Below are 19,947 nucleotides of genomic sequence, written 5' to 3'. Positions count from 1 at the left end.
GATCCTGTCGGCTTGTTGTTAGGCGATGCGTTCTTTGATGTTTTTCAGCAGTTGCGGGATGGTTTTGCCATCAGCGCGTGCTGCGAAGGTGAGCGCCATGCGGTGTTGCAAGACCGGCTCGGCCAGCGCTATCACATCATCAATGCTTGGAGACAGGCGGCCATCGGCCAGCGCGCGGGCGCGGACTGTCAACATCAGGGCTTGGCTGGCGCGGGGGCCGGGGCCCCAGGCGATGTATTGGGCGAGATCTTCAAAGCCATCAGCTTCACCAGGACGGGCCGCACGGACCAGCTTCAGGATGGCGTCCATAACGGTTTCACCAACCGGCATGTGACGCACGAGCTGCTGCATTTCTCTCAGCTCATCCAGCTGCAAGACCTGTTTGGATTTTGCTTCGGATGCACCTGTGGTTTCCAGCAGGATGCGGCGTTCTGCGTCCATATCCGGATAATGGACATCAATCTGCATGAGGAAGCGGTCGAGCTGGGCTTCGGGTAGTGGGTAGGTGCCTTCCTGTTCAAGCGGGTTCTGAGTGGCCAGTACGTGGAAGGGGGCAGGCAGGTCGTGATGATGGCCTGCTATTGTGACGTGGTATTCCTGCATGGATTGCAGAAGGGCGGATTGGGTTCGCGGGCTGGCGCGGTTGATCTCATCCGCCATCAACAGCTGGGCGAAGACCGGACCGGGAATGAAGCGGAAAGAGCGTTTGCCGTCCGGGGCTTCCTCCATCACTTCAGAGCCGAGAATATCGGAGGGCATCAAATCCGGGGTAAACTGGATGCGGCTGGAGTCGAGCCCCAGCACGGTGCCGAGTGTTTCCACCAGCTTGGTTTTTGCAAGGCCGGGCACGCCAACCAGCAGGCCGTGGCCGCCGGAAAGGATTGTTACCAGCGTGCGCTCAACAACGCTTTCCTGACCAAATATAGAACGGGCGATTTCCTCTTTTGCCTTTTGGATCTTTTCGCAGGCCGCTTCTGTGCGGGCGACTATATCCTCTGGTTTTGGGGGCATGCCTGTCATATTGGTGTTCATCGCTGCTCTCTTTTCGTCGCGCGTTACAACCCTGCCTAGCTCACCTTTGCATCATACTCGGTTTTAAAAATGGCGATCCCTAGCAAATTTATAGGCCTGTACATTTCATCGGTTCAATGACAGCGCAGGCAGACGTGCTGTGTGCGGCAGGTGGGCCAGTTTCAAAGTTTTCATATGATTGGGGTCAGAGCATCCCTGGGTTTACATTCTTGTTTGAAGCTACCCTAACGGTATTTTTGTGAACAGTTGGTGAGTCTTGAGGCGGAGAATACCTTTTTCCCTGAGATTTGAGAGTCACGTAAGACTTGAGAGTTCTGGGAGCATTGCGTGCTTGAAATGTGGTGATGGAAGGTACGCTGATTTTTGCGAGGGGGGCTTATCGCAAAGGTATAACTTGGCGTTGGCTTGTGGTGAGGGTAGCGTTAGAGCTTCTGTGACACCATATTACCCCCATAATGGTGCAGATGTACTGGTAGAATGACCGTGGTGACTGAACTTAAAGAAAAGAGCATTCCGGAAATCAAGGAGATGCCGAAAGGTCTTCAGGCTTTGATTTCGCGTGCGGGAAAATCCAAGAGCTTGCCGCCGATCCATTTGTGGAACCCGGATTTCTGCGGAGATCTGGATATGCAGATCAAGCGGGATGGCTCCTGGTACTACATGGGCACGCCTATTCAGCGCGAGGCTCTGGTACATCTGTTTTCGACTGTGTTGAAGCAGGAAGAAGACGGAAAGTACTATCTAGTCACGCCGGTTGAGAAGATTGGTCTGACTGTCGAAGATGCACCATTTGTGGCTGTGGAGATGGATATTCACCAGCAGGACGGAAAGCAGGTGATTACCATTCGGACCAACTGCGGTGATGTGGTTGAAGCCGGGCCAGAGCATCCGCTGCGCTTTGTGCAGAGGCAGGAAGATGGCGGGCTGAAACCTTACATTCTTGTTCGTGACCGGCTGGAAGCGTTGTTTGCACGTACGCTGGTGCATGAGCTTGCTCCGCATTTGCAGGAGCGGGAAAGCCCAGAGGGACGGGTTGTTGGCATCGAAAGCCATGGTGAGTTCTTTGTGGTGGACACCGTGCAGAACCTTGGATTTTAGAAAGACACATTAGGACGGCGCATAATCTTGTCTGAGTTTACAGCAGAAAATTTCAGATCCCGGGTTCTGGATCGGCTGGACGGCCAATCCTACGAGCCGGCTGGTGATCACCTTCTCAATCCGGAGATTGAGGATTATGGGGAGGATCTGGACAAGGTGCGTGATGCTGCGGTGCTGATTGGGATTGTTGATCGTGGTGCCGAGGCTTCCATTTTGCTGACACAGCGCACCGCTCACTTGCGCTCTCATGCCGGGCAGATTGCGTTTCCCGGTGGCAAGATAGATGCGGAAGATGATGGCCCTATCGGTGCAGCCTTGCGAGAGGCCCATGAAGAGGTTGGGCTGGATTCTGATCTGGTGGAGATCGTGGGTGATCTTGGACACTATTACACTGGTTCCGGTTATCGAGTTGTGCCGGTTCTGGCCACTGTCAAACCGCCTTTGATCCTCTCACCCAATCCGGCGGAAGTGGATGAAGTGTTTGAAGTGCCTTTGTCTTTCCTGATGAATCCTGAGAACCATCAGAAAAAAAGCGGAGAATTTAGAGGCAAAACGCGTTACTATTACGCCATGCCATTTGAGCAGCGTTACATATGGGGTGTCACCGCTGGCATCCTGCGCGTGCTTTATAATAGGGTTTATGCCTGATGATACGAATGCTCCTGACACATGGGTTGTTGTTCTTTGTTCCTTTCATTGCCTACGCGGTGTGGGTGATGGTTGTGCGCAAGGCAAAGAGTGACAAGCGGTTTCGCGATGGCCCGATGTTGTGGTTGAGCATCACAGGCATCGCTCTTGTTATCGCCAGTCTGGTGTTGCTTGCTGAAACAGGCCACGCACCGCTTGGGTCACAATACCGGCCTGGGCAGATTATTGATGGCGAGTTTGTTCCGGGTGGATACGAGACACCTCAGAAATGACCAAGTTACAACAAAGAGGCTGGCTGGATAGCTCTGCTGTTCAGCGTGCTTTTGACGTTCTGGAACAGGACGGCGATGTGGCCCGTGCAGTTGGTGGAACCGTGCGGAACTCCCTGCTGGGTGAAGTGGTGGATGACGTGGACATCGCCTGCACTGCTTTGCCGGATGTGGTTCTGGCCAGAGCGGACGCTGCTGGTGTGAAGGCGATCCCGACCGGTGTTGATCATGGCACTGTGACGCTGGTGATTGAGAGCCAGCCGATTGAAGTGACGTGTCTGCGTGAAGATGTGGAGACCCATGGCCGCCACGCGACGGTTAAGTTCGGGCGTGATTGGGTGAAGGATGCGCAGCGGCGCGACTTTACCATGAATGCGCTTTACGTGGATCGGCACGGTGAGCTGTTTGATCCGCTGGGCGGGTTGGATGACTGCCTCAACCGACATCTGCGGTTTATTGGCGATGCGCGAGCGCGTATTCGCGAGGACTACCTGCGCATTCTGCGGTTCTTCCGGTTCTTTGCCACGTATGGGCAAGGAGAGATCAATGCAGATGGCTATGCGGCCTGTGTTGAGCTGAAGGAGGGGCTGTCGCATCTTTCCAAAGAACGGATCACCAAGGAAGTGCTGAGAACGCTTGGCGCGCCTCGTGTTCTGGATGCTCTGGAGTTGATGGAGCAGGGCGGTATTTTGCAGCTTATTCTGGGTGAGGACGCTGCGAGTGTTCGTGTTGCACGGTTGCTTGAGCTGGAAGGATTGCCGGTAGCTGCGGAAGATCCTGTGCTGAGGCTCGGCGGTGTTGCGGGAGCAGATGTTTCGCAGCATCTGCGGCTTTCCAATGCGCAGAAAAAGCGGATTGAGGTTGCTGCTGAGATTGCAAAGGCTTTGTGTGTCTCCGGTCATCAAACGCAAGAGCTGAAGGCACTGTTGGTTGCGCATGGAGCTGATGCGGTTGTTGATGGTGTTCTGACGGCGTGGATGAACGGTATTCTGCAGGATGAGGCTGTGCTGAGAGAGCTGCTGGCATTTGCGCAGAACTGGGAAATCCCGGGCTTTCCGCTGACTGGCAAAATGATGATTGCTGGTGGTATTCCTGCCGGGCCAGAGATGGGTGCTGCCATGAAGCTGGCGCAGCAGATCTGGGCTTCTGCTGATTATCAATGCTCTGCTGAGGAGTTGCTGGCGAAGGTGAAAGCTGCCGTTGAAGATAAGGCGGGCTGACCATGAGCGTGAAGCTACGTGGTCATCATCTGCTTTGTGTGCTCACGTTCATCGGGCATGGTTACTCGCCTGCGTTTTCCAAAAACTACAAAGCTGTGGTGAAGCGGCTGAATGCTGGGGAACCGGTTGAACTGGTGGATGGGCCGGATGAGATTTGCGCGACTTTGATCCGCGAGGAGACTGAGCCGCATTGCTTCAACTGCAGTGTGGTGGAGCGGGACAAAGCGGCGGTGAAGCTGGCCTCACAGATCTTGGGTTCTGAGCTGCATGTGGGGGATGAGCTGGTGTTGAACTCGCGCCTGATCGGCAAAATGCGGGAGGCATATGCTGAGGGAAATTTCAGAAGAGCCTGTGAAAACTGCGAGTGGGTGCAGTTTTGCGCTGAAATTGCCTCATCTGGCTATGAAAAAGTTCTTCTGCGCAATCCAAAACATCACTGAGGCGGTTTGCTTTTGTTTTGAGGGACTTAAACGGTCTCTGAGTTTCTCAGCAGTGCGTATTGTCCTTCGAAAACCGATTTCTACTTTTCGCGAATACGCTTTGGTCTTCAAATTTTAACAGAATGCCCCCATATGGGGTGCAACATGAGTTTACGGGCAGGTTTAGGGGTTACATGCTTGCATTGAATAAGTTTCCAAGGTTTTTGACCTTGCTGGTGTTTTCGATCGGTCTGATCTTCGTGACTGCGGATTTTGCTGAGGCGAAGCGTGGGTTTAGTTTTGGTAGCCGTGGCTCTCGCAGCTACTCTGCGCCGAAAGCGACCAAGACTGCGCCGAAGACAGCTCCGGTTCAGCGGACCATGACACCAAACAACGGCACCAACACCGGCGCTCAGCAGTCGAATGCTGCGGCGGCTTCCAAGGCAGCTGCAGGTCAGCAGCGTCGTGGCCTCTTTGGTGGTGGATTCCTCGGCTCCATGCTGGGCGGTCTGGCACTGGGTGGTTTGCTCGGCATGCTGTTCGGCACTGGTTTTGGCGGAATGGCCGGGTTCTTTGGGCTGATCGTTCAGGCGCTTCTGATTGGTGGCGGTATCATGTTGCTGATGCGTTTCCTGCGGAGCCGTCAACAGCCGCAAGCTGCCGGTGCTTATGGGCATCATCAGCAGCAGGCACAGCAGAACCAGCCGTTCACCTTTAATGATGCCGGTGCGCAGGATGCGCCACGTCGCTCAGGTTCCTCCGGCATTCCAAACACCGGTTTTGGTGGTGGTCAGGCGCCTCAGTTTGAAGAGCAGCCTGCGTTCTCAACTGAAGCTGATGACGAAATTGGTCTGACTGCGGATGACTTCGATGCGTTTGAAGCGCTGCTGACAACCGTCTGGACTGCGTATGGTTCTGAGGACTACGGCAAGATCCGTGAGATCGCGACGCCTGAAATCATGGGCTACTTTGCAGAGGAGCTGGGCAAAGCGGCTTCCAACGGTCTGGTCAACGAAGTGCGCGACATCAAGTTGTTACAGGGTGATCTGACTGAAGCATGGCGTGAAGGCGACAAGGACTATGCGTCTGTCGCAATGCGCTATGAGTCCATTGATGTGATGCGTGAGCGTGCGACCAATAAGGTTGTTGAAGGCAACGCTGATGTGCCGGAAGAGCGGACCGAGATCTGGACCTTTATTCGCGGTGCTGGCGAAAACTGGCAGCTCTCTGCGATCCAGCAGGCTGGCTAATCACAGCAGACATTATGCAATAGGAAAGGGGCCTCAAAGGCCCCTTTCTTTTTGGTGGTTCGATGGGTTGTGTGCTTATTAGACTGTGACAGAAAGCTTTACATCGATGTTGTTGCGTGTTGCGTTTGAGTAAGGGCAGACCTCATGGGCCGCTGCGACCAGTTCTTCTGCTTTGGCCTTGTCCATGCCCGGTACGGTGACTGCCAATGCAATCTCCAGACCGAAGCCGCCTTCAGAGCGTGGGCCAATGCCAACAGTTGATTCAACATTAACGTCTGCTGGCAAAGTCACGCCGGACTGCTGAGACGCTACAAACTTCATAGCTCCGATGAAACAGGCAGCATAACCTGCAGCAAACAGCTGCTCAGGGTTGTTGCCTTCTCCACCTGCGCCGCCCAGCTCTTTTGGCGTTGCAAGTGTCAGTTCCAGAGCACCGTCCTTTGTTTTTGCAGTGCCATCACGGCCACCTGTGGCAACTGCGTTTGTTTCGTAAAGAACGTCTACTGGCATTTCGTATTCCTCGTTGTTGTTATGTATCGTGCACGATTAAATCCTGTACGATATAGTTAAGAAGAAATGTAGGGTGCTGTCAATCAAAACGTGAATTAATCGTGTGCGATTTAGTTTGACGGCTTTTGTCTTGATGGGTAGAACGGGGAAAGAGGATGTTACTCAGGACTGGAATACGGTGATGGCCGAGAAGAAATCAGAAGAATTTCAAGGCTTTGGATTAGATCAGCATTTGTGCTTTGCCATCTATAAAGCAAATCATGCCTTCAATCGGTTTTATAAACCGGTGATGAAGAAGCTTGGTGTCACCTATCCGCAGTACATTACTTTGCTTGCTCTTTTGGAAAAAGATCATCAGCGCGTTTCTGAGCTGGGGGAGCGTTTGTTCCTTGAGTCGAACACGTTGACACCTTTGCTGAAACGTCTGGAAGAGATGGGATATATTGCCCGCACACGCTCCAAAGAAGATGAGCGCCAGGTGATTGTGAGCCTGACCAAAGAGGGACGGGGTCTGAGTGATGGCGTGATTGATGTGCAGCACTGCGCGTTTTCCAATCTGGATGTGCCCGTGGAGACAATCCGGCAGCTGGTTAGTCAGCTCAACGGCATTCAGGAGATGCTGACTGAGGCCAAAGACAAGGTTTCCAGCTAGGTCGGAGGTCCGTTGGGCAGCATATCCTTTTCAAAGGGATCACGGCCATGCTGGTCGAACAGGCAGCACAGCTCCTGTACTTCTTCTTTTAGCAAGACAAACTGGGAAAAGCCGACGAGCTCTCCATCAATATGGATTGGGGAGACGGTGACCAGAATGGTGGTGGTTCCGTATGGATTGGCCACGTAGCGCACCGGGTCTTTGCGGCCATCTCTAAACAGCTGCAACATGGCATCAAACCGCGGGTTGGTGATGGACCGGCGATGATTTTCCTTCACGTTGTGCCCGATGTGGCGCGGCTGGCGATCCAGATTTTCCGAAGCCCATTTGTTGTAGTAGAGCAGCTTGCCGTCTTTATCGATGATGGTGACGCCGATGCCTGCTTCTTCCAGCAGGCGATCCGCCCAGCCTGACAGCTTCCATGCTTCCAAGATGCGTTGATCGGTGACTTCGGGCAGTTCGTTATTATTGTCAGTCATGCCTGCTTACTCGCTGTTCGCTGGAACTCTAGCGAAGGCGAGTAAGCAATTGCTTTCAGAAATAGTCGGGTTTTCGCGGACTTAAGAGAATGCGGCTGCTGCTTTGAACTTGCGTTGGCGTGCCCAGAGAATGCCTAGAGAACCGGCTGTCATGATAACCCCAGCCAGAATGGTGATCGGATTGGGCACCGCCTGAGGCAGGTAGTCGGCTTTGTCTGCGATCAGCTCAAACAGCAGAGAAGTGAATGGCAGAGCAGCGATGGTGGCGACGTAGTTCTGGCTGCCAACCAGATTGATGGCCTGCATGGACAGGAACATGGAGACACCGCGCAGGGTGATGCCAACGGCGATGGCTGCCAGCCACATGGTTGGGCTCCAGACCTGAGTGAGGTCAATGAGGGGCAGGTTGCTTGTCCAGTCTGACGCGCTCTGAGTGGCCGGTCCATCTGTGAAGAGGGAGAGGCCCGCGAGGCTGATGAGCATGATGAGGGCGCTGGCGACCAGCATAACACCGCTGAGGGAGGCGCGTTCCTGTAGGTCATCACCCTGATTTTGCGGATGAAACTCCGCGATGACCACTGAGGCGACCACGGCGAACTCCGAGAACACCATCAGGTAGACGGCTGGGTTGGAGTAGGTACCTTCCAGCGTGGAGATGAGCAGGACAACGCCCAGAATGATGATGATGTGGCCGGGAATTTCCAGAAAGGACGGCAGGCGGAAGAACAGGACTGCAAAGACCAGTGCTGAAAACGGCACGGAGACGAGGCCGAAGAAACCTGCGTTTGCGGCGCTGATGTAAAGCAATGAGGCTGTGAAGCAGGCTGCGGAGAGGACGCGGGCAATGCCATACGCCCATGTGTAGGGGCTTTTGAGCGCTTCCATAGTAGCGCCCAGTTTGCGGCTGATGGCGATGAGGAACAGGCCGCCAAACATCAGCTGGATGATGGTGAAGATCCACGGGTCGAGGTTGTAGGCGAGCAGCAGGCCCTTGCTTATGACAATAAGAAACGCCCAGCTTACCATGGTGGCAAGGCAGACAATCAAACCTTTGGGGGTCAAACTCAGTACTCCTCTCCGACGAACTCGCCGGTGATTTTCAGGCCATCAATTCCGGTCTGGCCGTTTTCTTTATAAATGCGCCTTGGGTATGCCCCTGCATGATTGGCAATATGATCAGCAAGTTGTTCAGAATGGGTTACGAGCCAAATCTGGCTGCGCTCTGAGGCTTTGGCAATAACTTTGGCGAGCGGTTCCAGCAGGTCGGGGTGGAGGCTGGCTTCCGGTTCGTTGAGGGCAATAAAGGAGGGCAGGCGGTAGGACAGCATGGCGCCAAGCAGGGCGAGATACTGCAATGTGCCGTCTGACAGTTCTTGAGACGGGAAGGGGCGGCGGATTTCCGGGGTTTGCAGTGCGAAGCGGCAATCCTGGCCGTTGGCTTCAATGATCAGTTTGCTGTCCGGGAAGGCGTCGTCGACTGCCTGTTGCAGGAAGAAGGTGTCCTTTTGGATTTCCTTCAGTGTCGCAAATACTGCTGCCAGATCGCTGCCGTCAGAGGAAAGTGTCGGTGTAGTGACATTTGGGCTTGGACGGCGCAGCAGGCTGTCCCGGTCACTGCGGAATGTATGGTAGAACCGCCAGTCTGTTATGGCGCGGCGCACCAGATCCAACTCAGGAAACTGGCTGCCATCGCGGATGCTGGCGAGAGCGGTTTCAGAGGGGAGCAGCTCGTTGTCGTAAGTGACTTTGCCGCCCTTGCTGGATCTTAAGAACGCACTTGGGCCTTTGCGCTGCATCAGCACGACTGGCTTTTTGCCAGTCAGGAGCGTGAGTTCTTCGTCTCTGACCATGGTTTCATAAGGTAGGGCAGGATCGGAGATCGGATTGGGTAGGCCCAGCTCGATCCGGTAGGACAGATCCCCCAGATCAGCACGCAGGATGATGCGCTTCTTTTCGTGGGTCTTCAGGTCGCCCGCCCACATGACGCTGTCCACCCCACCTTCCTCTGAGACGGCGCGGGTGATGCGGCCCAGCGCTGCCTGCTGGAGCAGCTCCAGAGACTTGTAAAGGTTCGTTTTGCCAACGCCGTTGTTGCCGACAAACACGTTGACGGCGCCAACTCGCATGAAGAGCTTATGTACGGACCGGTAGTTCTCTATGCCGATCGCGGAAAGAGGGGGCATGGCCATGAGGTGAAACTTTTTTGATATATCTTCGGTAAGTATGGTTGAGAATAAGCAGGTTGGATTGGGATTGTAAATTGAACCCGAAAGTTCATGCACCGGAAATTCACGTTTTGTTCGCCTGTGGTTGAGGTAACTCTTTACTTCAAGGGTGGGTTGTTCAAACTGCTTGGTGTCTTCGTTTGTTGCGTTCTTCTTTCAGGAAACCGCAAGGGTTTTCGGAACTGCGCTTTGGAGGAGAGTTTCGATGTCTGCTCAAGATTCTGACAGCATGCGGCAGGAATCCGACAGTTTTGGTGTGTTGGATGTTCCGGTTGGCAAGTACTGGGGCGCGCAGACCGCACGTTCCCTGATCAACTTTCCTATTGGCCGGGAGCATTTGCCGCCTGCACTGATCCATGCGCTGGGTGCGGTGAAGCTGGCGGCTGCCAAAGTGAACATGGAAGAGGGGCGCTTGCCGGAGGATCTGGGCAAAGCCATTTGTCAGGCAGCGACTGAGGTGATCTCCGGCAAGCTGGATACGCATTTTCCGCTGGTGATCTGGCAGACGGGCTCAGGCACACAATCGAATATGAACACCAATGAGGTGATTGCGAACCGGGCCATTGAGCTGCTCGGCGGGCAGATTGGCAGCAAGTCTCCTGTGCACCCCAATGACCATGTGAACATGGGGCAATCCTCCAATGATACGTTCCCGACAGCGATGCATATTGCGGCGGCTTGTGAGATCAACAAGGTGCTGCTGCCTGCGCTGGTCCATCTGCATGACACGCTGGAAGCCAAGGTGGCAGCGTTTTCTGACATCGTGAAGATTGGCCGCACGCATACGCAGGATGCGACGCCTCTGACACTTGGGCAGGAGTTCTCTGGATATGTGGCACAGCTGGAATATTCCAAGGAGCGCATTGAGCAGAGCCTTGTGGGGCTTTATCGCCTTGCACAGGGCGGCACGGCTGTTGGGACGGGGCTCAACTCAACACCCGAATTTGCAAGTGCATTTGCCACCCATGTGAGTGAGGTGACAGGCCTGCCGTTTGTGACGGCAACGAACAAGTTTGAGGCACTGGCCACCCATGATGCAGCGGTGTTTGCCCATGGTGCGCTGAACACGCTGGCGTGCTCGCTGATGAAGATTGCTAATGACATTCGCTTCCTTGCCTCCGGGCCTCGGTCCGGCTTGGGGGAGATCAGCCTGCCTGCCAATGAGCCGGGCTCTTCCATCATGCCGGGCAAGGTGAACCCAACCCAGTGTGAGGCGGTGACCATGGTTTGCGCGCAGGTGATGGGCAATCAGACTGCGGTGAGCGTGGCTGGTGCGACCGGGCATTTTGAGCTGAACGTGTTCAAGCCCGTGATTGCCAACAGTCTGTTGCAGTCTATCGAGTTGCTTGCTGATTGCATGGTGAGCTTTGCGGACCGTTGTGTGGTTGGCATTGAGCCGAACCTTGATCGAATTGAGGAGCTGATGGAGCGGTCGTTGATGCTGGTGACAGCACTGGCGCCGACGATCGGTTATGACAAGGCAACCGAGATCGCTAAGTCCGCACACAAGAACGGCACGACCCTGAAAGAAGAAGCGCTTCGGTTGGGCTATGTGACCGCGGAGGAGTTTGACCGGGTGGTGCGGCCTGAGAAGATGGTCAGGCCGGGATAGGGCGCTCTGAGCCCATCATGATATCCAGCGTTTGCGCCAGGCAGGCCTTTGTGTCTGCCTGATCCAGCTGTTCTGCGCCAATCAGCGTGGCGTAGAGGATCTGGGCGTTGATTTTGGCGTGTTTGCGGGTTTGAGGCACCTGAGAGAACAGGCTCTCAACATACTCCAGACGGCGGCGGTCGATCTTGGTGGTGTAGGCGCGGGCGAGCTCATCAAACTGGGCCCAATTTCTCAGGGCGTTTGAGACACCGTTGGCGCCGTATTCTTCAGAGACTTCACTTGCTGCAATCTCAATCAGATCATAGAGGCGCTGTTTCGGGTCGGGGCTGCCAGCATCCACTTGCGCGATGATTTGCTGGGTGGCGAGCTCTTCCCAATGGTCCAGCATGGCGGTTTTGAGGGCGGCGACGTCTTTGAAGTGCCAGTAGAACGAGCCTTTGCTGACCTTCAGCTTTCGTGCCAGCACTTCTGCTTTGAGGCCTTGCGGGCCGTCAGAGGCCAGAGAGCGGAAGCCGCCTTTGATCCAATCAAGCGCTGTGAGTTTGGTTTTCTCCGTCATATTTCCACCATACGCTACCGTATTGACAAGATCCAGCAATAATGTACCGTACGCTACCGTATGGAATCAGAAATGAGAGAACTCCAATGAATAAATGGCTGTTGGCTTCTGGAATACTGTCTTTACTGCTGGTGTTGGTGCATGTGTTTCTGGGTGGGCCAGAGATCCATGATCCTGTATTGGGCAGTGATCTTCATCCTGTGGTGATCGCGGTGCTGTCAGTGGTCTGGCACGGGATCACGGTGGTGATGCTGGTCAATGGTGTGTTGCTGCTGGCTGCGGCTTTCAAGAGCGAGTTGGCAGCGGGTGTTGCCTGGGTAGTGATTGGGCAATATGGCGGGTTCACCCTGCTGTTTATCGCTTATGGCCTCTCTCAGCTGGGTAACCTGATGGACATGCCACAGTGGATCTCTTTTATCATTATTGCTGGCTGTGTGGCGATGGGTTTGCGCACAGCGGGCCGCGCACCTGCTTTGCAAAGGGCAGCTGTCTGAGTGGTTGAGACCGGCAACGCCTAAAGCTTCTGCGTGTTGACATTTTGCGGAATTCGCCTTTATTGTCAGCGCAGGTCGGCAGTTCCCAAGGCGTCGCTGCCCCGAAAGGGGAGCTAAACCTGCCATTCACTTCGAGAGTAATCGACATTCTTGTCCGATGCCGCTTCGCAAGTCAGCGACCACGAAAAGTAAAATGCGGCTCGAGAGGATTTTTCAATGTCGAGAGTCCCGGTCCCTCTTCGTTCGCCTGATATCTCCACGTTTGCGCGCAGTGTTGCCCGCCAGATGAAGTCACGCGGTGATGCTCCTTCTCATGTGGAGCTGATGAACATGCTCGCCAAAGCGGCGGGCTTTCAAAACTTCCAACATTTAAGAGCATCGCATTCCGCTGGACGCCGCCTTGATACGGAGCCGGTTGTTGAGACGGTGGATCATCGGTTGGTTGAGCGTGGGCTGAACCAGTTTGACAAGGCGGGGCGGCTGGTCAGCTGGCCGTCACGTCGGCAGGTTCAGGTGCTTTGTCTTTGGCAGTTGTGGTCTCTTATTCCGGCTGGTGCATCGCTTCGGGAGAAGGAGATCAACACTGTGCTCAATGACGCCCATTGTTTTGCAGACCCCGCGTTGCTGAGGCGCGAGCTGTTTAGCCTTGGACTGCTGCATCGTAATCGGGATGGTTCCGATTACCGGCGGCAAGAGCAGCAACCACCGCTGGAGGCGCGTGATCTGATTAAGCGTTTGAAGGGGAGACGTTTGGAAAGTGAAAGCGGCAGCTCTGCCATGTCGTTCATTGTGCGACCAAGCGCTTAAGCTGGTTTTCACTGCCATTTAGACAGGAGGCTTCCCGACTTTTGGGCCGGGGAGCCTCTTTCGGTTTTGGCTTATGGCCACTTTACCACGGGTGGCATGGAGGACAGGATGGAGGAGACGTTTCCGCCTGTCTTGAGGCCGAAGATGGTGCCGCGGTCGTAGAGGAGGTTGAACTCCACGTAGCGGCCACGACGAACCAGCTGTTCTTCGCGCTGCTCTACTGTCCATGGGGTCAGGAAGTTTTTACGCACCAGCTTTGGGTAGATGTCGAGGAACGCGTTGCCGACGGATTTGGTGAAGGCAAGGTCTGCATTCCAGTCGCCGGTGTTGTGGCGGTCGTAGAAGATGCCGCCGATGCCACGCGCTTCTTTGCGGTGAGGCAGATAGAAGTACTCGTCGCACCACTTCTTGAAGTGATCGTAGTCAGCGCCCGGATGGTCAACGCATGCCGCTTTCATGGCCTCGTGGAACTCAATGGTGTCCGGGTCTTCCTGTGTGCGGCGAGCGCTGAGCACAGGGGTGAGGTCTGCTCCACCACCAAACCACTGTTTGGTGGTGACCACCATACGGGTGTTCATATGCACTGCTGGTACATTTGGGTTGTGCATGTGAGCGATCAGGGAGATGCCGGAGGCCCAGAAGCGAGGATCTTCGCTGGCGCCTGGGATCTGGTCACGGAACTCCGGAGAGAATTCGCCGTGCACGGTGGAAACGTGGACGCCGACCTTCTCGAACACACGACCGTGCATCAAAGACATGACGCCACCGCCGCCATGGCCGCCGCTGTGATCTGTACGCTCCCATGGGGTGCGTTCAAAGCGTCCGGCTGGCTGGTCTGCGAGTGGGCCGTCCTGTTCGCCTACTTCTTCTTCCAGCTGCTCAAACGCGGCGCAGATGTTATCGCGCAGCTGAGTGAACCACGCAGAGGCTTCTTTCTTCTTGTCTTCCAGATCTGCCGGAAGCGTGTTCTGTGTGTCGCTCATCGTCCCTCCTAGAGCGCTAAATCTTCTTTGTTGCTCTGTTTAATGGAGTGCGCCTGCGAAGTACAGGAGAGGTGGGTGCTGTTATTGCGGCTGAGTGAAGACGACGGGATACTTTTCCGGCTGCACATAGTTGCCGTCGCATTCCGGTTTGGCGCGGAACTCAAGAAGGTGCGGGTAGCCATCTGGTGTGAAGCGGTGGACCTCGTAGGTTCCGCAATCGCCTAAACCGCGGCCTTTCATGAAACTGGTCAGATCGCCAGTCTTAATGTCCCAGACGCCATTGAAGACCACATGCGGATCATCGTTGTCTTCGTTCTGAGGGCGCTTGAAGCTCAGCAGCTCGGCGTCCTGTGGTTTGTGGGAGTCCACACGCACATAAACATGGGCTTCATTGTACGGACTTATGGAGCAGGCGAACTCTAGCACTTCGATGTTTTTGCTAAACTGGAGGCGGTAGTTGCCCAAGGTGTCGTAAGCCTGCTTCCAATCGCAGGGATAGGCCTGATCCAACAGACCCAGATAGCGGTTCAGGATTTTGGGGTCGTTTTCTCTCACAGGCTCAATGGGCTCGGCCAGAGTGGGGTTTGCCAGCAAACTGGTGGAGAGGAGGGCAGCAGCCAGTGCTGGGTACAGGGACTTGGACATGGCGGCTTTCCTCTCTGATGGTGTGGTTTTGCCTGAGGATGCCGGTTTCGGATTACGCTTGCCTAAAAACTCTTGGTTTACTGCGGGCTACCAGTTCCAGACGTGCTTTAACGATCTGTTTAGCTGGCGTTACAAGGCCGGGTAGATCAATGGGTAATCGGTGGGTTCGCGGAACTTGCCGTCGCAGTTTCGCTTGGCGCGGTACTCGATGAGTTCCAGATAGCCATCTGATGTGAAGCGGTGAACTTCAAATGAGCCGCAATCGGAGAGGCCGCGGTCTACGGTGAAGCTAGTGAGTGCGCCGCGGTTGAGATCCCAGAAGCTGTTAAAGAGGATGTACTTGCTGGTGACCGGTTGCCCCTTGGGCCGACGCAGTGCGATGAGCTGTGCTGGTTGCTTGCTGCCCTTGATCCGGCGGATGTAGAGGTTCGCCAGATTATGCAGGCCCACGGTGCAGGAGAACTCCAGCACCTGAATGCCATTGCCTAGATCGTAGAGGTTATACCCGCTCCGTGTGTGTGCATCATGCCAGTCACAGGGGTATATCTGGTTGAGCAGGTGCAGGTGCCGGTCCAATTCTGCCTTGTCGTGCAGGTTGGGATAAAGTACCGGCTCTATCGGAGCGCCTGCCAAAGCGGGCAGGGGGATAACGAGAAAAAGTGCAACAGAGAATAGATGAGCAATTTTTCTCGAGACACTCTGAAACATTGCAAAATAAACCTAAACAGCGCAAAGCAACGCAATAAATAACGCACCTAGTCTAGGTTGTATTTTATTCAAAAACAATCTGTTTGACGAAGGGCTTCGCCCAACACCATTCCGGTGGAAACCGCCATGTTGAGGGAGCGCATGCCGTTCTTCATGGGAATCAACAGTCTGGAATCGGCGAGCTGATGGATTTCTTCTGGCACACCAGAGCTTTCGCGGCCCATCAGGATCAGGTCGTCTTTTTTGAAAGCGAACTGGGTGTATGGGCGGGTTCCCTTGGTCGTCATGAGGATAAGTCGGCGCTTTTCCGCCAATTGCCATTCACGAAAACTCTCCCAATCCATATGGCGTTGGAGCTTCGCGCGCTCGATGTAATCCATGCCTGCCCGTTTAAGTGCATGATCTGACAGCGGGAAGCCTGCCGGTTCGATCAGGTGCACCGTTACATCCATGCAGGCGGCCAAGCGCAACAGGGTGCCGGTGTTCTGCGGAATGTCTGGCTGATAAAGGGCAATATCTGGCATGGCGCAGTGTGCTCGCTGTAAGTTTTTCGTGATCCGCTTATGGAAGCATCTCTTGGGCATCTAGAGGAACCCGGTGAAAATCTCCAGAAAAATCATAGAGTTTGTTGATAGGTGGCGCGTTTCGCTGGGTGAAACCTAATCAAATTCAAGAGGTTCCATAGGAATTCGTGATATATGTTGCGAAAAAGATACAGTGCACCCTAAAGTGTTTTTCCGGAATTTTTGGGGCTAGGCATGTCTCCGCCTTTGTGAGTATAAGCATCTCGCACCGGCCGAGAGCCCTCTTCTTACTTGACGAGACTCTCCGAGTTGCTGATCGCCCGATCAGCTATTTTTAACGTTGGAACCAGGGAGACATACATGAATACTGAATTTGTGCTCGTGAACGCTAATGTTCTCCCGGCAGTAGGCGCATGCGCTATGCATCCCACTAACTGCATTGCATTTGCCGTTTCCGCTTAAGCGGCGGCTTTCCAACACTTTACTAGCTCGTATTTTCTTAATGTAGCCCTCTTTACGGACGAATTGCGTCTGCGGCTGCATGCATATGTTGTCGGAGTATCTCCAATGATTACGTCATTTATCTGGGCGCAGGTCGCGTCCCGTGACGGTTCTGCATCTCAAATTCCGGTCGACGGTGGCCGGTATGTGCGTTCGGCTCGGTCTGAAAAAGTAACTTTTTCTCAAAGCCTTATGCACGCATTCTGGTTCTTGATGATTAGTGCCGGAATTGCATTTTTCACAATTGTTCCAACGCTTTACGCTGAGTTGGCTGCGGTTGAAATTGTGAAAGCAAACGGAACCTATGAAGCTGGCTCCCTGTTTAAGGGGCGCTTTGTTGACACTTTGGTTGGCGCTTTTGCCGTAGGTATCGGGATTGCCAGCGTTATCTGGAGCTTTTCCGGTTCTCCACGCGATAACCGTGATCCATACGAACGAGATGAGCGGCTGCAGTAAGCAGCCGTCATCCTCTTACCATGTTGACGTGGTAGCGCAGCTCGCAAACCAAATATCTTAATTGGGATTTGTCATGTTCTCGTATTTTGAGAAGCTTATTGATCCATTTAAAATGGAAGAGATAGAGACTCCTCCAAGTAAGTTTTGGGGCTTTATCTGGTATTATACTAAGCCAGTTTCTTTATTGCTTATGATTATTGCTTTCTTTGCAGCAGGTATTGCTGTTTTGGAAGTGGTTATATTTACGTTCATGGGTGATCTTGTTAACTGGCTGGGAACTGAAGATCCAGAGACGTTCTTTGCAGATAACTGGGGCCATCTCATCTGGATGGGTGCGGTTCTACTTATTATTTCGCCCCTTACTTCAGCAGTGTGGGAGATGTTCTTCCATCAGGGACTCGTCGGCAACTATCCGATGTTGATCCGTTGGAAAGGGCACCGTCAATTACTTCGTCAGAGCTTGAGCTTCTTCCATAATGACTTTGCGGGTCGTATCGCTAACAAGTTGATGCAGACTTCTTTGGCTGTCAGGGAAGTTATTACGCGTATAGTCGATATCTTTGTCTATGTGATTGTTTACTTCCTGGCTGCTCTTGCTGTGCTTGCAAGCGCAGACTGGCGCCTTGCGCTGCCGATGCTGGGTTGGTTGGCTTCTTACTTCCTGGTCATGTACATCTTCGTGCCGAAGCTGAAGCGGATCTCCAAGAAGCAGGCAGATGCGCGGTCTGTGATGACTGGCCATGTTGTTGATGCATATACGAATATCTCGACCGTAAAGCTGTTCTCGCATGCTTCTCGCGAAGAAGATTATGCCAAGGGCTCCATGAGCACGTTCATGAACACGGTGCATCGCCAGATGCGGAACGTGACCTTGCTGAACATCTGTCTGACCGTGATCAACAATCTGCTTCTGCTGACGCTTGGTGGTGTTTCCATCTGGCTCTGGAAGGGCGCATTGGTGACGACGGGCGATATCGCGATTGCTATTGGTCTGGCATTGCGCCTGCAAGGTATGTCTCAATGGATTCTCTGGGAAGTTGCTGGTCTGTTTGAGAATATCGGTACGGTTCAGGATGGCCTGGGTATGCTTTCCAGACATACGGAAGTCACGGACAAGGACGATGCGAAGGAGCTTGTGGTCTCTGATGCGGAAATCCGCTTTGAAGATGTGAAGTTCCATTATGGCAAGGGCAGTGGTGTTCTTGAGAGCTTGTCGCTGAATATCAAACCGGGTGAGAAGATCGGCATTGTTGGTCGTTCGGGTGCTGGTAAGTCTACGCTGATGAACCTGCTGCTGCGCTTCCATGATCTGGAAGGTGGTCGGATTACCGTTGATGGTCAAGATATCTGCGCGGTGACACAGGAAAGTCTGCGTCAGCATATTGGGGTGGTGTCTCAGGATACATCCTTGCTGCACCGGACTATTCTGGAAAACATCACTTATGGCAAAGATGGTGCGACGTTCGAAGAGGCGCAGGAAGCGGCTCGCCGGGCGCATGCGCTGGAGTTTATCGAGGGACTGAAAGACCCAGAAGGGCGGACTGGCTTCGATACTCTGGTGGGCGAACGCGGTGTGAAGCTGTCCGGTGGTCAGCGTCAGCGTGTGGCGATTGCACGAGTGCTGCTGAAGGATGCTCCGATCCTTGTTCTGGACGAGGCGACCTCTGCTTTGGACTCAGAAGTGGAAGCTGCAATCCAGGAAAGCCTGTTTGAATTGATGGAAGGTAAGACGGTTATTGCAATTGCCCACCGACTTTCCACAATTGCGGCAATGGATCGCCTGATTGTCATGGATCAAGGCAAGATTGTCGAAATGGGTACCCATGAGGAACTTTTGAAATCCGAAGGTATCTACGAGAACCTCTGGAACCACCAATCTGGCGGTTTCCTTGCACAAGTTGCCGCTGAATAGGGATTCTTGACAGGGAATCAAGCGGTTTAAACCAAAAGTGGTTCGGGGCGAAATTGCGTCTTCTGGTCCCCGAACCACTCGACTTTTGACTCATATTCACGTGTCAAAAACTCAATTGTCCCTGTTTTTTGTCTCTTATGCCCAAATTGTCTGCGACAATAAGTCCCCAATTTTTTAACGAGTCTAGACAAGTGCGACCATTGGTGGCAGATAGCATCCGTCAATATAAGTGCGTATTTTGCGCATTTTCACCTACAGCTCTTTGTAGTGAGTAGATAGTGGTTGGTTTTACTAGCCGTGGGTACTGTCCTCTCAAGAGAGTTTTTAGGTGATCTCTTTCAATTTTGTTTCGAGAGGACGCGACCTTGGAACACACGGAAACGGCTGAACCGACACGCCGCGATTTTCTCTACATCGCGACCGGTGCCGTGGGCGCGGTCGGTGCGGGAGCTCTGGCTTGGCCCTTTATCCATCAGATGAACCCGGATGCATCTGCACTCGCTTTGGCTTCTATTGAAGTTGATGTTTCTGCGGTTGAAGTCGGGCAATCCATCACCGTAACTTGGCGTGGCAAGCCGGTCTTTATCCGTCAACGTACGGAGCAGGAGATCGCTGAAGCTGCAGCCGTTCCGCTTTCTGATCTGCCAGACCAGTTCGCACGTAACTCTAACCTAGAAGACGGTGCGGATGCGTCAGATGCAAACCGCGCAGCCGATGGCAAAGAAGCCTGGCTCGTCATGGTTGGTGTATGTACGCACCTTGGCTGTGTGCCACTTGGCCAGAAAAACGGCGACAACAAAGGTGAGTTCGGTGGTTGGTTCTGCCCATGCCATGGCTCTCACTACGACACCGCTGGTCGTATCCGTAAAGGCCCGGCTCCAGAGAATATGCTCGTGCCGCCTTACAAATTCACCACGGACGACACTGTCGTAATCGGCTGACGT

The 19,947-nt window shown here is 53.9% G+C and carries 23 protein-coding genes; 13 read left to right on the top strand and 10 right to left on the bottom strand.

Features of this window, described 5'->3' with window-relative positions; genetic code table 11:
- Positions 1-18: 18 nt before the first annotated feature.
- Positions 19-1,032, bottom strand: a complete 1,014-nt coding sequence (locus AC3CB2_RS15145) for an AAA family ATPase (protein WP_352933866.1) — start codon at positions 1,030-1,032, stop codon at positions 19-21.
- 477 nt (positions 1,033-1,509) lie between these two features.
- On the opposite strand from AC3CB2_RS15145, the gene AC3CB2_RS15140 reads away from it, so the two are divergent.
- The 6 genes from AC3CB2_RS15140 (at position 1,510) to AC3CB2_RS15115 (ending at position 5,936) form a co-directional block, all read left to right on the top strand.
- On the top strand, positions 1,510-2,130 hold the full coding sequence (locus tag AC3CB2_RS15140) for a DUF1285 domain-containing protein (RefSeq protein ID WP_425328950.1): 621 nt from the start codon (positions 1,510-1,512) through the stop codon (positions 2,128-2,130).
- A 27-nt stretch (positions 2,131-2,157) separates the two neighbouring features.
- Positions 2,158-2,778 (top strand): CoA pyrophosphatase, encoded by a 621-nt coding sequence (locus AC3CB2_RS15135; protein WP_008548117.1) that lies wholly within the window; start codon positions 2,158-2,160, stop codon positions 2,776-2,778.
- On the top strand, positions 2,778-3,050 hold the full coding sequence (locus AC3CB2_RS15130; protein ID WP_208608786.1) for a DUF6111 family protein: 273 nt from the start codon (positions 2,778-2,780) through the stop codon (positions 3,048-3,050). The genes AC3CB2_RS15135 and AC3CB2_RS15130 overlap by 1 nt, the downstream gene beginning before the upstream one ends.
- Complete coding sequence (locus AC3CB2_RS15125) at positions 3,047-4,267, top strand: CCA tRNA nucleotidyltransferase (RefSeq protein ID WP_352933863.1); 1,221 nt, start codon at positions 3,047-3,049, stop codon at positions 4,265-4,267. The genes AC3CB2_RS15130 and AC3CB2_RS15125 overlap by 4 nt, the downstream gene beginning before the upstream one ends.
- A gap of 2 nt (positions 4,268-4,269) precedes the next feature.
- Positions 4,270-4,707, top strand: a complete 438-nt coding sequence (locus AC3CB2_RS15120; protein ID WP_352933860.1) for a DUF1284 domain-containing protein — start codon at positions 4,270-4,272, stop codon at positions 4,705-4,707.
- Between the two features lie 173 nt (positions 4,708-4,880).
- Positions 4,881-5,936 (top strand): TIM44-like domain-containing protein, encoded by a 1,056-nt coding sequence (locus AC3CB2_RS15115; protein WP_352933858.1) that lies wholly within the window; start codon positions 4,881-4,883, stop codon positions 5,934-5,936.
- Positions 5,937-6,014: 78 nt separating this feature from the next.
- Here AC3CB2_RS15115 and AC3CB2_RS15110 read toward each other — a convergent pair whose 3' ends face one another.
- Positions 6,015-6,446 (bottom strand): organic hydroperoxide resistance protein, encoded by a 432-nt coding sequence (locus AC3CB2_RS15110; RefSeq protein WP_352933855.1) that lies wholly within the window; start codon positions 6,444-6,446, stop codon positions 6,015-6,017.
- 181 nt (positions 6,447-6,627) lie between these two features.
- Between AC3CB2_RS15110 and AC3CB2_RS15105 the strand changes: the two genes are divergently transcribed.
- Entirely contained in the window at positions 6,628-7,098 is a 471-nt protein-coding gene (locus AC3CB2_RS15105; protein ID WP_352933852.1) for a MarR family winged helix-turn-helix transcriptional regulator, read from the top strand.
- Here AC3CB2_RS15105 and AC3CB2_RS15100 read toward each other — a convergent pair.
- The 3 genes from AC3CB2_RS15100 to AC3CB2_RS15090 form a co-directional block, all read right to left on the bottom strand.
- Complete coding sequence (locus AC3CB2_RS15100) at positions 7,095-7,577, bottom strand: PAS domain-containing protein (RefSeq protein ID WP_352933849.1); 483 nt, start codon at positions 7,575-7,577, stop codon at positions 7,095-7,097. The genes AC3CB2_RS15105 and AC3CB2_RS15100 overlap by 4 nt on opposite strands.
- 81 nt (positions 7,578-7,658) lie before the next feature.
- A complete protein-coding gene (locus tag AC3CB2_RS15095; protein WP_352933847.1) occupies positions 7,659-8,639 on the bottom strand; it encodes an EamA family transporter in 981 nt (326 codons plus the stop codon).
- Positions 8,640-8,641: 2 nt separating this feature from the next.
- Positions 8,642-9,766, bottom strand: a complete 1,125-nt coding sequence (locus AC3CB2_RS15090) for an AAA family ATPase (RefSeq protein ID WP_352933844.1) — start codon at positions 9,764-9,766, stop codon at positions 8,642-8,644.
- Between the two features lie 241 nt (positions 9,767-10,007).
- On the opposite strand from AC3CB2_RS15090, the gene fumC reads away from it, so the two are divergent.
- Positions 10,008-11,414 carry a class II fumarate hydratase gene (gene fumC / locus AC3CB2_RS15085; RefSeq protein ID WP_352933841.1) on the top strand — a complete coding sequence of 469 codons (1,407 nt, stop codon included), beginning with the start codon at positions 10,008-10,010 and terminating at the stop codon, positions 11,412-11,414.
- Here fumC and AC3CB2_RS15080 read toward each other — a convergent pair.
- A complete protein-coding gene (locus AC3CB2_RS15080) occupies positions 11,401-11,973 on the bottom strand; it encodes a TetR/AcrR family transcriptional regulator (RefSeq protein ID WP_054784915.1) in 573 nt (190 codons plus the stop codon). The genes fumC and AC3CB2_RS15080 overlap by 14 nt on opposite strands.
- 86 nt (positions 11,974-12,059) lie before the next feature.
- Here AC3CB2_RS15080 and AC3CB2_RS15075 point away from each other — a divergent pair, with 86 nt between their 5' ends.
- The gene (locus AC3CB2_RS15075) at positions 12,060-12,467 is read left to right on the top strand and encodes a hypothetical protein (protein WP_352933838.1); all 408 of its coding nucleotides are present in this window, start codon (positions 12,060-12,062) and stop codon (positions 12,465-12,467) included.
- 216 nt (positions 12,468-12,683) lie between these two features.
- Complete coding sequence (locus AC3CB2_RS15070) at positions 12,684-13,274, top strand: DUF2087 domain-containing protein (protein ID WP_352933836.1); 591 nt, start codon at positions 12,684-12,686, stop codon at positions 13,272-13,274.
- Between the two features lie 71 nt (positions 13,275-13,345).
- Here the strand turns inward: AC3CB2_RS15070 and hemF are convergent, their stop codons facing one another.
- From hemF to AC3CB2_RS15050, 4 genes are all read right to left on the bottom strand, one after another.
- Positions 13,346-14,257, bottom strand: coding sequence for an oxygen-dependent coproporphyrinogen oxidase (gene hemF / locus AC3CB2_RS15065; protein WP_352933834.1), 912 nt, complete (start codon positions 14,255-14,257; stop codon positions 13,346-13,348).
- Between the two features lie 81 nt (positions 14,258-14,338).
- Complete coding sequence (locus AC3CB2_RS15060; protein WP_352933832.1) at positions 14,339-14,902, bottom strand: DUF1176 domain-containing protein; 564 nt, start codon at positions 14,900-14,902, stop codon at positions 14,339-14,341.
- A gap of 129 nt (positions 14,903-15,031) precedes the next feature.
- A complete protein-coding gene (locus AC3CB2_RS15055) occupies positions 15,032-15,610 on the bottom strand; it encodes a DUF1176 domain-containing protein (RefSeq protein WP_008547576.1) in 579 nt (192 codons plus the stop codon).
- Positions 15,611-15,678: 68 nt separating this feature from the next.
- Positions 15,679-16,134 carry a tRNA (cytidine(34)-2'-O)-methyltransferase gene (locus AC3CB2_RS15050; RefSeq protein WP_008547433.1) on the bottom strand — a complete coding sequence of 152 codons (456 nt, stop codon included), beginning with the start codon at positions 16,132-16,134 and terminating at the stop codon, positions 15,679-15,681.
- A gap of 567 nt (positions 16,135-16,701) precedes the next feature.
- Between AC3CB2_RS15050 and AC3CB2_RS15045 the strand changes: the two genes are divergently transcribed.
- The 3 genes from AC3CB2_RS15045 (at position 16,702) to petA (ending at position 19,944) form a co-directional block, all read left to right on the top strand.
- Positions 16,702-17,091 carry a hypothetical protein gene (locus AC3CB2_RS15045; protein ID WP_008547746.1) on the top strand — a complete coding sequence of 130 codons (390 nt, stop codon included), beginning with the start codon at positions 16,702-16,704 and terminating at the stop codon, positions 17,089-17,091.
- Positions 17,092-17,164: 73 nt separating this feature from the next.
- Positions 17,165-19,003, top strand: coding sequence for an ABC transporter ATP-binding protein (locus tag AC3CB2_RS15040; protein WP_352933829.1), 1,839 nt, complete (start codon positions 17,165-17,167; stop codon positions 19,001-19,003).
- A gap of 365 nt (positions 19,004-19,368) precedes the next feature.
- Entirely contained in the window at positions 19,369-19,944 is a 576-nt protein-coding gene (gene petA, locus AC3CB2_RS15035) for a ubiquinol-cytochrome c reductase iron-sulfur subunit (protein ID WP_008547658.1), read from the top strand.
- The last annotated feature ends 3 nt before the right edge of the window (positions 19,945-19,947 follow it).

The sequence above is a fragment of the Pseudovibrio sp. SCP20 genome (genome assembly GCF_057774105.1).
This window is presented reverse-complemented; position numbering and strand designations above follow the sequence as displayed.